The organism is Flavobacterium sp. HNIBRBA15423 (assembly GCF_052655965.1).
In genome coordinates this window covers 2,665,507-2,677,619 of record NZ_CP199751.1, presented here as the reverse complement: position 1 = coordinate 2,677,619, position 12,113 = coordinate 2,665,507, and the positions used below count along the sequence as shown (strand labels likewise).

The 12,113-nt window shown below is 29.1% G+C and carries 17 protein-coding genes and 1 tRNA gene; 7 read left to right on the top strand and 11 right to left on the bottom strand.

The genetic code is table 11. From position 1 onward, the window contains the following. Positions 1-37: 37 nt before the first annotated feature. Positions 38-991, bottom strand: a complete 954-nt coding sequence (locus ACULEV_RS12115) for a glycosyltransferase family 2 protein (RefSeq protein ID WP_445455317.1) — start codon at positions 989-991, stop codon at positions 38-40. After that, a complete protein-coding gene (locus tag ACULEV_RS12110) occupies positions 992-1,522 on the bottom strand; it encodes a DUF4199 domain-containing protein (RefSeq protein WP_445455316.1) in 531 nt (176 codons plus the stop codon). A gap of 233 nt (positions 1,523-1,755) precedes the next feature. On the opposite strand from ACULEV_RS12110, the gene ACULEV_RS12105 reads away from it, so the two are divergent. The 3 genes from ACULEV_RS12105 (at position 1,756) to ACULEV_RS12095 (ending at position 3,664) form a co-directional block, all read left to right on the top strand. Continuing rightward, positions 1,756-2,010, top strand: a complete 255-nt coding sequence (locus ACULEV_RS12105) for a type B 50S ribosomal protein L31 (RefSeq protein WP_445455315.1) — start codon at positions 1,756-1,758, stop codon at positions 2,008-2,010. A 139-nt stretch (positions 2,011-2,149) separates the two neighbouring features. Further along, positions 2,150-3,325 carry a GlmU family protein gene (locus ACULEV_RS12100; protein ID WP_445455314.1) on the top strand — a complete coding sequence of 392 codons (1,176 nt, stop codon included), beginning with the start codon at positions 2,150-2,152 and terminating at the stop codon, positions 3,323-3,325. 3 nt (positions 3,326-3,328) lie between these two features. Beyond that, positions 3,329-3,664: a hypothetical protein gene (locus tag ACULEV_RS12095; RefSeq protein WP_445455313.1), complete on the top strand. Its 336-nt coding sequence runs from the start codon at positions 3,329-3,331 to the stop codon at positions 3,662-3,664. Positions 3,665-3,674: 10 nt separating this feature from the next. Here the strand turns inward: ACULEV_RS12095 and ACULEV_RS12090 are convergent, their stop codons facing one another. The 3 genes from ACULEV_RS12090 to ACULEV_RS12080 form a co-directional block, all read right to left on the bottom strand. After that, on the bottom strand, positions 3,675-3,941 hold the full coding sequence (locus tag ACULEV_RS12090; RefSeq protein WP_445455312.1) for a hypothetical protein: 267 nt from the start codon (positions 3,939-3,941) through the stop codon (positions 3,675-3,677). Positions 3,942-3,972: 31 nt separating this feature from the next. After that, the gene (locus ACULEV_RS12085; protein WP_445455311.1) at positions 3,973-4,245 is read right to left on the bottom strand and encodes a hypothetical protein; all 273 of its coding nucleotides are present in this window, start codon (positions 4,243-4,245) and stop codon (positions 3,973-3,975) included. A gap of 148 nt (positions 4,246-4,393) precedes the next feature. Continuing rightward, positions 4,394-4,903 carry a pyridoxamine 5'-phosphate oxidase family protein gene (locus tag ACULEV_RS12080; protein ID WP_445455310.1) on the bottom strand — a complete coding sequence of 170 codons (510 nt, stop codon included), beginning with the start codon at positions 4,901-4,903 and terminating at the stop codon, positions 4,394-4,396. A gap of 155 nt (positions 4,904-5,058) precedes the next feature. Here ACULEV_RS12080 and mtaB point away from each other — a divergent pair, with 155 nt between their 5' ends. After that, entirely contained in the window at positions 5,059-6,387 is a 1,329-nt protein-coding gene (gene mtaB, locus ACULEV_RS12075) for a tRNA (N(6)-L-threonylcarbamoyladenosine(37)-C(2))-methylthiotransferase MtaB (protein ID WP_445455309.1), read from the top strand. A gap of 56 nt (positions 6,388-6,443) precedes the next feature. Here the strand turns inward: mtaB and ACULEV_RS12070 are convergent, their stop codons facing one another. Then, positions 6,444-6,938, bottom strand: a complete 495-nt coding sequence (locus ACULEV_RS12070; protein ID WP_445455308.1) for a hypothetical protein — start codon at positions 6,936-6,938, stop codon at positions 6,444-6,446. Positions 6,939-7,239: 301 nt separating this feature from the next. On the opposite strand from ACULEV_RS12070, the gene ACULEV_RS12065 reads away from it, so the two are divergent. Then, a complete protein-coding gene (locus ACULEV_RS12065; RefSeq protein WP_445455307.1) occupies positions 7,240-7,572 on the top strand; it encodes a hypothetical protein in 333 nt (110 codons plus the stop codon). A 60-nt stretch (positions 7,573-7,632) separates the two neighbouring features. Then, the gene (locus tag ACULEV_RS12060) at positions 7,633-7,893 is read left to right on the top strand and encodes a hypothetical protein (RefSeq protein WP_445455306.1); all 261 of its coding nucleotides are present in this window, start codon (positions 7,633-7,635) and stop codon (positions 7,891-7,893) included. 4 nt (positions 7,894-7,897) lie between these two features. Here the strand turns inward: ACULEV_RS12060 and ACULEV_RS12055 are convergent, their stop codons facing one another. Then, positions 7,898-8,248 carry a winged helix-turn-helix transcriptional regulator gene (locus ACULEV_RS12055; protein ID WP_445455305.1) on the bottom strand — a complete coding sequence of 117 codons (351 nt, stop codon included), beginning with the start codon at positions 8,246-8,248 and terminating at the stop codon, positions 7,898-7,900. A gap of 102 nt (positions 8,249-8,350) precedes the next feature. Between ACULEV_RS12055 and ACULEV_RS12050 the strand changes: the two genes are divergently transcribed. After that, a complete protein-coding gene (locus ACULEV_RS12050) occupies positions 8,351-9,085 on the top strand; it encodes an SDR family oxidoreductase (RefSeq protein ID WP_445455304.1) in 735 nt (244 codons plus the stop codon). Positions 9,086-9,155: 70 nt separating this feature from the next. Here ACULEV_RS12050 and ACULEV_RS12045 read toward each other — a convergent pair whose 3' ends face one another. The 4 genes from ACULEV_RS12045 to ACULEV_RS12030 all read right to left on the bottom strand — a co-directional run bounded on the left by ACULEV_RS12045 (position 9,156) and on the right by ACULEV_RS12030 (position 12,113). Beyond that, positions 9,156-9,602: a YhcH/YjgK/YiaL family protein gene (locus ACULEV_RS12045; protein WP_445455303.1), complete on the bottom strand. Its 447-nt coding sequence runs from the start codon at positions 9,600-9,602 to the stop codon at positions 9,156-9,158. Positions 9,603-9,833: 231 nt separating this feature from the next. After that, positions 9,834-9,907, bottom strand: a tRNA-Arg gene (locus ACULEV_RS12040). A 101-nt stretch (positions 9,908-10,008) separates the two neighbouring features. Continuing rightward, the gene (locus ACULEV_RS12035; RefSeq protein ID WP_445455302.1) at positions 10,009-10,149 is read right to left on the bottom strand and encodes an SsrA-binding protein; all 141 of its coding nucleotides are present in this window, start codon (positions 10,147-10,149) and stop codon (positions 10,009-10,011) included. A gap of 68 nt (positions 10,150-10,217) precedes the next feature. Further along, on the bottom strand, positions 10,218-12,113 hold the full coding sequence (locus ACULEV_RS12030) for a M56 family metallopeptidase (RefSeq protein ID WP_445455301.1): 1,896 nt from the start codon (positions 12,111-12,113) through the stop codon (positions 10,218-10,220).

The window sequence follows — 12,113 nt, the reverse complement described above, 5'->3', positions numbered from 1 at the left end:
TCTCAGTAATAAAAGGATGTTGCTTCTATCAGGGCTATTATTCTATTATTTTTGAAATTTTATATCGTTCTTCATTATTTTTAGTTCGTAAAATAATTTCACCTAGAAATCCAGCTAAGAATAATTGCGTTCCTATTATCATTGTAGTTAAAGCAATGTAAAACCATGGATTATTGGTTACTAGGATAGCAGGTTCATGATGGTATAGTTTCCATAATTTCATAAAACCAATACTTCCAGCTGCTAAAAGTCCTATTACAAACATTAAAACGCCTAAAGCACCAAATAAGTGCATAGGACGTTTCCCAAATTTAGATAAAAACCAAATAGTAATCAAGTCTAAAAATCCATTTATAAAGCGACTCATCCCAAACTTTGAATTGCCATATTTTCGAGCTTGATGAATAACTACTTTTTCACCTATTTTACTATAACCTGCATTCTTGGCTAAAACTGGAATATAACGATGCATTTCACCAGAAACTTCAATATTTTTGATGACTTCATTTTTGTAAGCTTTTAAACCACAATTGAAGTCATTTAATTTAACTCCAGAAGTTTTTCGAGCAGCCCAATTGAATAATTTAGAAGGAAAGTTTTTAAAAAGAACCGAATCATATCTTTTTTTCTTCCATCCTGAAATTAAATCATAGTTCTCTTTAATAATTAAATTATAAAGTTCAGGGATTTCATCTGGACTATCTTGTAAATCAGCATCCATAGTAATAATTACATCACCTTGTGCTTTAGCAAAACCAGCATGAAGTGCTTGACTTTTGCCATAATTTTTAAGAAAACGAATGCCTTTTACATTTGAATTTTGATTAGAAAGTTGTTCAATAGTTTGCCAGGAAGCATCTGTACTTCCGTCATCTATAAACAGTATTTCATAAGAAAAGTTATGACTAGTCATAACTTTTACAATCCAATTATGTAATTCTGGTAACGATTCTTGCTCGTTTAATAAGGGAATAACTATGGATAGATTCATTTATAATTGTTCTTTTGGTTTTCTTTTGAAAATGGCAGCTAAAATTAATCCAAATATAGTTGAACCAATTAAACTCCAAGCAACACCTTTTAATTGTTCGGTTATACCAAATTGATTATAATCTTCTAATTTTTCCACCGTTTCTTTTATTGAAGATGTTGGAGCTCCAAATTTTTTCATCATTGAAACAGTATTCTCAATATTTAACTCTTTTACTTGTTGAGCCACTTCTGTATCTATGTAGTTGAAGAAAATGATATTAAATATAAGTCCAATAAAAATACCGATTAATGCAGAGATAAAATAGGTTTTAAATGCATCTTTAAAAGATAGAACATCATTTAATTCTTTTCTCGTGTTAATTAATAAAACACATCCTACTATAAAATAAATTAACAAAAGAAGTAATCCATACCACCATTGTACTAGAAGACTTATGTCTATTGCATAAGGTATAATCATAGATAAAATACCTATTACACCAGAAATAATACCAAATTTAATTCCGTTTTTTTTAATAATTTCGTTCATGGTTTGTTAGTTTTAATAGTTTACAAATATAGAAATAATAAAGTTTCTGTTTATTAGTGTAAAAAAATAAAAAAAAGTTACATGAATGCTTGTGAATTAAAAATTTAGTGTAAATTTGCACTCTCAAAATAAAAGATTATAAACGAAAAGGTTATAAAGTGTTTACACCTTTTTTAATAAAATAAAAAAGCCGCGAAGCAATTTATAATCACAAATAAAAAAGATTTATCAAGATGAAAAAAGGAATTCACCCAGAGAATTACAGATTAGTAGCTTTTAAAGACATGTCTAATGAAGATGTTTTTATTACTAAATCTACAGTAGAAACAAAAGAAACAATTGAACACGAAGGTGTTGAATATCCAGTATTTAAAATGGAGATTTCTAGAACATCTCATCCTTTTTACACAGGTAAATCGAAACTTATCGATACTGCAGGACGTATTGATAAATTCAAAACTAAATATGCTAAATTCGATAAAAAATAATCGATTTTTATCTTTATATAGAAAACCTTCCAAAATGGAAGGTTTTTTTTATGAATATAACTGAAGAACTTGTAAATTTGGCTCGAGTTTTAGAAGTTCGTTTAAACTTTTAAACCTTACATTTTTAAACTTAAATAGAATGAACTATATACTTTTTGATGGAACTGTTCGCAATGCATTGCTACCGTTTACCTTTACTAGACCAGTTGCAGATATTCGCGTAGGTATTTTAACCATTAGAGAAAAATGGGAGAAATATCTAGGATATACAACTACAACTTTGACCGAAGAGTATTTAATGGAAAAGTTTCCAATGGTAGAAATGGAAGAAAATATTATGATTAATGCTTCTTTTTTTCCTAATGAAGTTTTAGTAGAAATGATTACTAACTTAGAATCTAACCAAGCGATTATTTCTGGAGAAGAAATTATTGCTTTTTATTCTCATAATACACAAGAAGAAGTAGATTTTGAAGACTATGAATTGATTGATTATGATGAAGAAGTACTTCGAATAGAGAATACTTGGGATATTTTTGCTAAAAATGATATTGCCATTCGAGAAGATTTTCAGTTACTTACAGAAGACAGACATTCACAGCCTATTCCAAAAAGTGTTAACGTAATTGCTCCTGAAAATATTTTCATTGAGGATGGAGCAAAATTAGAATTTGTAACCTTAAATGCTTCAACAGGTCCAATTTACATTGGTAAAAATGCTGAAATAATGGAAGGTTCTGTAATAAGAGGACCGTTTGCTTTATGTGAAGAAGCGCAAGTAAAGCTGGCAACCAAAATTTATGGAGCTACAACAATTGGTCCACATTGTAAAGTAGGAGGAGAGGTTAATAATTCAGTGCTGTTTGGTTATTCCAATAAAGGACATGATGGATTTTTAGGGAATTCTGTTCTAGGAGAATGGTGTAATATTGGAGCCGATTCTAATACTTCAAATCTAAAAAATAATTATGAAGAAGTACGTTTATGGAGTTATGAAACGGAAGGTTTTGCCAAAACAGGATTACAATTTTGCGGTTTAATGATGGGTGATCATAGTAAATGTGGTATAAATACAATGTTTAATACAGGAACAGTTGTAGGAGTTTCTGCTAATATTTTTGGAAGCGGTTTTCCACGTAATTTTGTTCCTAGTTTTTCTTGGGGTGGAGCAAGTGGATTTACTACTTATTTGACTAAAAAAGCTTTTGAAGTAGCAAAAGTAGTAATGAGTCGTCGTCAGGTAGCATTTACAGAGCAAGAGTCCAAAATATTAGAACATGTTTTTGAAGTAACAAAAAAATATAGAAAAGAGTAAGATATGTTAGGATTGGTTTTAATTTATTGGATAGGTAAATACTTTTATGTTTTAGCCGAAAAATACAATCAAAATAAATGGTTGTATGCCATATTAGGTGTTGTTATTTATTATCTAGGTCAAATTATTTTTGGAGTTATTTTAGCTATTTTTAATGAGTTTTTGGATTTAGGAATTGACTTTGATGATGTTGTAATTAATCTTTTAGGAATTCCAATAGGAGGATTAGCTTGTTATGGTTTTTACAAAATTTTAGAAAACAATTGGAAGAAAATACAATTGCAACCTATTGAAAATATTGATGATATAGGAAAAGATATAGACGAAATTGGGATGTGATTTACATTAGTTATAAAATCAAATTCAAATAATAAAGAGCAAAAGCCATTAGAATTAAAAAACTGATAACACTTATTGCTTCGATAAGTTTTTTCTTTTTATTTCTTTTGTCAAGTTTTGTTTTAATTTCGTGTAATAATTCTGGATTTGTTTTTATATCTTCTTCAAAAGATACTTCATTAAAACCCATAAGTTCTTTCCATTTATTACGATCTTTTTTTAGTAAATTTCTATTGTTTTTTAAAATTCCCGATGGTGAGCCATAATATCCTCCCATAATATTAAATGTTTGCTGATTGAGTTATCTTTTATAAAAACTGATTAAGAACTGCTAATACTATTAAAATAGAACCGACAATACTTACAGTCAGAATCACTTTCTTTCTTAGTATTGCTTTGTTTTCTTCTTGTAGTTTTTGTCTTATTTCAGCTAGTTGTTCTGGTGTAGCTTTGTTAGAATCGAGAAATTCATCTTGACCATTTGATGTGGTATTTACAAATTTTTCTAGCCTTGACGTTTTATTTCGTCTATTATTTTTTAAACTTGTGTTAGCACTCATCATAAAACCTTCACCAGCCATAATTAATTGTATTTTATTAATTATACGTTGTAAAATTTAAAAATGTTACAAAATAAGCTTAAGAATATTTTTTTTTTTGAAATCAGAGGAAACAAAAAAAGAATAGTACTGCTACTATTCTTTTTTATTCTTTTGAAATTTTAAAAAATTATATTTTAATTTTCCCTTCAACCCCATCACTATTGTTTGATTTACTTCTTGTTGCTATTGCGGTTAAAAAATGCAGCATGGACACAAATTTACCTGCTTTGGTATCCCAATAATATACGTCTTTTGGAGCTACTCTAATGATGCTTACGTTTGGGTCATTTTTGCCTTCAAACCATGCATTCGCAAAAACTGACCATTTGTCTTCAATCGTTGCTTTGTCGTCATAAATAAAGGCCTGACCAAATATCGATAAGTATTCGTAATCTCCATTGTTCATGAAATACAATTGTACCGTATTGTCTCGAGCAATTTCCATGTTTTTATTACTTTCTTTACTACTAATAAACCAAAGGTTCCCTTCGTCATCGCATTCTTGAAGACTCATGGGGCTGGCGTTAAAAGGGGGTTTCTTATCTAAGTTGGTAATAAACATACATGTTTTTGCTTTTTCCGATAATTCTTTCAGTTTAGCAACTGCTTCTTTGCTAAATAAATTTTCTTTTGACATTGCTTTTTTTTAATAGTTTTTTATGGTTACAAAGTTCACTATTCTAGAGTTGGTTTAGGTTACACAATTTTATCTAACCTTTATATAATTATAAAAAATAATGTAAATTTGCACACTCAATTTTTTGACAACGATTTCATCAATTGAGTTTACTTATGGAAAACAAAAAAAGAGTTGCCTTTTATACTTTAGGCTGTAAATTAAATTTCTCAGAAACCTCTACGATTGCGAGAAATTTTCAAGAGGAAGGTTTTGAACGTGTTGACTTTGAAGAAGTTGCCGATATGTATGTAATCAACACCTGTTCGGTTACAGAAAATGCAGACAAACAATTTAAGCAAATTGTAAAAAAAGCTTTGAAACTTAATGAGAATGCTTTTGTAGCTGCTGTGGGTTGCTATGCGCAATTAAAACCAGAAGAATTAGCAGCAGTTGATGGAGTAGATTTAGTTTTAGGTGCTACCGAAAAATTCAAAATTACCGATTATATCAACGATTTGTCTAAAAACGATATGGGTGAAGTGCATTCCTGCGAAATTGAAGATGCTGATTTTTATGTTGGGAGTTATTCCATAGGTGATAGAACACGAGCTTTTTTGAAAGTGCAAGACGGCTGTGATTATAAATGCACCTATTGTACAATTCCATTAGCCAGAGGAATTTCCAGAAGTGATACTATGGAAGGTGTTTTGAAAAATGCCCAAGAGATTTCAGCTAAAGGAATTAAAGAAATAGTTTTAACAGGTGTAAATATTGGTGATTATGGAAAAGGAGAATTTGGAAACAAAAAACACGAACATACTTTTTTAGATTTGGTTACCCAATTAGATAAAGTAGAAGGAATTGAACGACTACGAATTTCGTCAATTGAACCTAATTTATTAAAAAATGAAACTATCGAGTTGGTTTCAAAATCAAGAGCTTTTGTACCCCATTTTCATATTCCTTTACAATCAGGAAGTAATGCTATTTTAAAGAAAATGAAACGTCGTTATTTACGAGAACTGTATGTAGATCGCGTGAATAAAATTCGTGAAGTAATGCCTCATGCATGCATTGGTGTAGATGTAATTGTTGGTTTTCCTGGCGAAACGGACGAACATTTTTTAGAAACCTATCATTTCTTGAATGAATTGGATATTTCTTATTTGCACGTTTTTACCTATTCAGAAAGAGATAATACAGAAGCTGCTGAAATGAGTGGAGTAGTACCAAAGAATGTCAGAGCAAAAAGAAGTAAAATGCTACGAGGTTTATCGGTTAAAAAACGTAGAGCTTTTTACGAAAGTCAAATAGGAACCAGTAGAACCGTTTTGTTTGAAAGTGAAAACAAAGAAGGCTATATTCACGGTTTTACCGAAAATTACGTAAAAGTAAAAACACCTTGGAATCCAGAATTAGCAAATACTTTACATGAAATAAAATTATCACGAATTGATGATGATGGAAGTGTGAGATTAGAATTTTTGAACGTTGAAGTATAAAATAGAAAATCCTGAAAAATTAATTTTCAGGATTTTTTCTTATATCATTTTTAGATTTATTTCTTAATATCTAATTTATGTCTTACCAAAGCATTAAAATTCTCAATAGAATCTATGCGAAATTCTAGTTTTTCTAAAATAGATTCAAAAGGAATCAACTGTTTTTCTTGAATTTCTATTTTTTCTTTTAGACTTTTAATGATATCATCTTTTAGGATAATGTTTTCTTTTAAAGTAGCATAGTTTTCCGTTAATTGTAGACTAGCTTCTAGTTTATAAACTTCATTTGGTTCTTTTAAATTGTTTGGAACAGCTTCATAATTAGATAAAAGCATATTACCATTACCAGTAATTAACCAATGAATATTTATTTTAGGGAAATAATTTGCAATATCTAATAAAATTTCAACTGAAGGCTTATTCTTTTCATCTTTCAATCGATTCAATTTACTAGAACTATCATACTTTAAACCATTTAAGGCAAAATCATTTATGTTTTTAAATTCTTGAAATTCAATTACTTGTAATAATCTTTTGAAAAAAGTTTGCATTTTTATTAAAATATGATTGTAAAATAAAAACTTGTTTGTATATTAGCCACATCAAAACGAATGAATAACTACTCAAAAACGAATTGATAGATAAAGCGAATATAGTAAAAAATACTGTATTCTGTGATACTATGAGGTGTAGATAATGATTAAAACTTATAAAAATTAGTAAGTAATTGAATAAGATAAGGTTTCGTTTTAATTTTTTTTTAATAATATTAAATATTTTTTAATCCAAACGTAGCTATCAATCGTATATATTTAGAAAAACAAAATAAAAACTAATTATTAATTATTGCATATGTACACAAACCATGAGATAGGTAAAATTTTGCATAAAGCAGCTACCATAGAGGATTTTTTAAGTATTCAGATTGAAATACTAGAAAACGTAGATAGCTATTTAAAACAATTTACACCAGATTATTTTAACTTCATAGGTGTTTTTTGTACAGAAGCTATTCCAAAGTTGATAGAAAAATTAGTCTATGAGATAGATAAATTAGCCTCTTTTCATTTTCTTACCATGTTATTTTGCGATTTTGAACGATTTTATAAAAACGGAGGAGCACTTTACTTTAAAAATAGTGTTGCTTCTATCGAAGATAAGTTGAAAAATACGGTTAATACCTAGCAATTTAGTTTATTGTAAAGTCATTTTTTATAGGCACTAAGAAAAGGTAATGAAAATAGTATGATAAAACCTTTTGAGAAAGAAATAATTATAAAATACCTTGGCAAACAACCTAGTAAAAAGATCATTCCAATCTTAAATAAAAAAAAGATTTATAATAGTAGAGGAAAATCGTTTTCACCAAAATCGATACAAGATATTATAAATGGTAAAACCGAAAATAGAAGTGTTGAAACACAAATTATAAAGATTATTGAAACCGAAAAACAAATAGAAATTAAAATGGAAGGTTTTAAAAATCAGGTTTTTGGTAAGAGATAAGATATTATTTTTTAATTAAATTTTCATAAACCCAAGCTTTCATAGCTGTTAAAAGAGGAGCTAACGATTTTCCTTTTTCGGTTAAACGATATTCTACTTTTGGAGGAATTACTGGATAAGATTTTCTAACAACTACTCCTAATTGCTCCAAGTCTTTTAATTGTTGCGATAACATTTTCTGACTAATTCCTTTTATGGTTTTGTCTAATTCGTTAAAACGCATCACTTCATTACTTAATAATAACCATATAATTACAGGCTTCCATTTACCACCAATTTGCTCCATGAAAATTGTAATTGGACATTCTTCAGCAATAATATATTTTTCTTCCATTTTTTTTATCTCTATTTCCATAATAACAATTGTATTCCGAGTTAAAAGTCAGTTACTTACCATTTAGTAAGTACTTGTTTCAAAGTTAGTAATAATCTAGTTTTGTTCAAAAATAAATACAAAATGAATAAAATAATTGTTATTACAGGAGGAACAAGCGGAATAGGGTTCGCTTGTGCAAAATATCTAATTGCGAAAAATTATCAAGTAATTATTACAGGTAGAAATGAAGAAAATCTGGAAAAAGCATTAACCGAATTAGGAAAAAATGCCTTCGGATATATTTCTGACACAAGTGTGTTAAAGGACATTGATAATTTGGTAAACCAGATAAAAGAAAATCATGGAACTATTGATGGGTTATTTGTAAATGCAGGAATTTTTAAATCAATTAGTTTTGAAGACACTAATGAGGAATTGTTTGATGAAACCATGAACATTAATTTTAAAGGAGCTTTTTTTACAGTTCAGAAGTTTATTCCAATACTTAAAAACCCTTCAAGCATTGTTTTGAACACCTCTATTGCTGTTTTTAAAGCATTTCCTAATGCAAGTGTTTATTCGGCAAGTAAAGCAGCATTAGAAGCCATTGCAAAAGTACTGAATCTAGAGTTAGCTCAAAAAGGAATCAGAATTAATGTAGTTAGTCCAGGAGTTACACATACACCCATTCAGAAAAAATCAGGAATGACAGACGAAGCCATTGATGGATTATTACAATATTTCGCTGAAACTTCTCCTATTGGAAGAGTGGTTTTACCCGAAGATATAGCTCCAATAGTTGAATTTTTAGTTTCGGATAATTCTTTAGTATTGCGAAATGAGAAAATTGTGGTTGATGGTGGTTCAACGCTTTAGGTTTTTTAAGCTCTCATTTTTATATGAAATGAGAGCTTTTATTTTTTTGAGAATTTATTTTACAATACCATTAAGCAAGCACTTTCATAACCACTTTCTTTACTTTTGAAACCGAACCCGATTTCATGCAAGGTTTATGCAAATCATCTTGAAAAAAGATAGTAAACATACCAGCGCTAATGGTAATAGGAGAACTAGCACACTCATAAAAAGCATAATCATTCTCCTCGTTTTTAGTAACAGGAATTTGATTCGTCAAAGGAACCACACTAATAATTTCTTCACCCGAAACAATATATTGAATATCGATGTATTTAAAGTGACCTTCTAAGTAGCAATCAGCCTCTTCTTTAGTGTCATATTCTTGTACGATTGCAAAAATAGTTTCCTCGTCGATAGCATATTTTCCAGGTTCAATTATATTAAAATCAGTAGTGATTAAGTATTCAAAAGCTTTTGCTAATCTTTCATTTATATTCTTATAGCGACCATAATTTTCAATTTTATCGATTACCATTTTTAACTGTTTATAACGTTATCTTGATTTAGTGTACCAAATATACTTGGTTTTTTTATTAGGAGCACAAAAATAGTTTTTCAGTAGCAAAACACACCTGCTATCCACTATATCTTTTCTTTTTTTAAGAAAAAGAAAAGGATGCCGTTCCTATCAGGGCTGTAAAACATTAATCGAAATTGTAAGTGTTATAAAAAGAAAAAACGCTAAGCGAACTTAGCGTTTTTTTCGTGACCTCGACTGGATTCAAACCAGTAACCTTCTGAGCCGTAATCAGATGCGCTATTCAGTTGCGCCACGAGGCCTATTTGAGGGTGCAAATATAGGTATATTTGATTAATTTGCAAATCAAAAGTGTAAAAATTACAAAAATTAAATGGAAGCTTTTTTAGTGTACTTTAAGGTCTTAGTCTAAACTCTTGATAGTGATATAATAACGATAAGCAAGTAAGGCTTTTTGCCATTTTTTAGCTTTGGTAATATCTAATCGTTGTTTAGTAAAACTAGGTAATATTAGTTTATTTAGTTTGGCTAAAAATTTATACATGAGTTTGTTTTTTTGGCAAATATAGTTAAAAAAACATCCTGCAATTGCAGGATGTTTTTATGTTTGTGTTATTCTTTTTTTGATTGTTCTATTCTTCTTCGTTCTTCTGCTTTTTGTTTTTCTATTTCAGCTCTCATTTTTTGTTTTTGAGCTTCCATTTGACCTTTCATAGCTTCTTTTTGGGCTTCCATTTGATTTTTCATAGCCTCTTTTTGAGCTTCCATTTGGCTTTTCATGGCTTCATTTTGGGCTTTCATTGCCATTTTTTCTGCTTCAATTGCGTCTTTTCTTTTATTAATAATTACTTTTCTTTCGATAATTCGTTCCTTATTCTCTTCACGAATTTCGTTTTCTTTTGGTAGTCTTTGCATTAATTTTTCTTGATAGATTTCCATTTTTCTTTCAAATTCTTCCATTTGTTTTTCAAAAGCTTTCATGTCAGGTTCAAAACCTTCCATCTCCATTTCAAAGCCTTCCATTTCCTTTTCAAACTTCTTTATTTGTGGCTCCATTTTTTTCATTTTCATTTCGAAAACAGCCATCTTTTCTTCAAATTTTTTCATTGCTTTTTTATCGTCAAGATTGGAAGGTAAATCTGGAGCATCTGGAAAATCTGGTGGTGACGGAGCTTCTCTTAAGTTTTCATAGGGATGTGAAGGAGGTGAAGGAGGAGTTGGTGGTTCTGGTAAATCATCAAAAGAATAACTAGTTATACTAACTTCATCTTCATCAGAATCTTCTTCATGATGATAGGCATACGCTTTGTTTTTTTCTTCACTATTTGATAAGGTTTTAAATCCCATACTCTTATTGCCATTTAAATTATTAAGATAAAAAACAATAGGATCTATAGCTTCATCACTATTAATTTGAGATGAACCAGAACTGCCGTTATCATCTTTATACTCTATTTTTAATGCAATAATTTCATTTTTAGCGTTTCTTTTAATTTTTGAAACCTTAACGGAAACATCATATTTCTGCTTAATCATTTCTGTTTCTTCTTTGATGTCTTTATCACTTGTATTTTTATCAATTACAAGTTCAATTCGTTCTCTTGAAGTTTGTTTTTCTATTTTAGATTTGTTTTTTATTTGTGCAATTGTCTCAATTTGAAAAAGAAGAACAAACGCAACTAAGAATGGAACAACTAAGGAATATTTCCAAAGTTTTTTTCTACGGGAAGGATTGGTGTTTAACATAACGATTCGTTTTTTGATTAATGATTGATAAAATTGATTTGTGATTGTTAATTGATGATTGCAAACGACTGCTTTTAGTAGTGTTTTTTGATATACGTATGAATTATTAGTAAGTGTGGCTGTTTTATAATCGGCAATAAATTCTAAGTTTTCAAGCATAGCTTTTCTATAAAACCAGACTATTGGATTAATCCAAAATAATAAACAAAGAAGTTTTCCAATTAAAACATCAAAGGAATGCTTTTGTTGAATATGAACTTTTTCATGAATAAGTATCATATTCAATTCTTCAGCAGTAAAATGTGATTGATTAAAGACCAAATAATTAAAAAAGGAAAAAGGATTCTGACTTTCATTGGTTTCTACCAAAACAATATTATCTGCCTTACTCTTTTTGCCGTTTTTGATTATCTTAAAAAAAGAAATTATTTCAATAGATAGTTTTGCTAAAAAGAAAAAGGAAACGATTGTATAACAGCTAAAAAGCAATTTGTTCCAGTTGAATGGTTCTTTTGTTGGTACTACTTGAAAATTTCTTATTGGATTATAAGTAGCCGTACTTTGAATAATTGGTTCTGGTTCGATCCAAATTACATTGGTAAACGAAATAAGTGGAAAAATAAACGAACTAACAATTCCTAAAAGTAAAAACAATCGGTTACTTTGAAAAAAAGTTTCTTTTCTCAGGAATAAATAATATGCGAAATAGAATACAAGAAGTAAACCATTTACCTTTAAAAAATAGAATAAGACGTTTTCCAT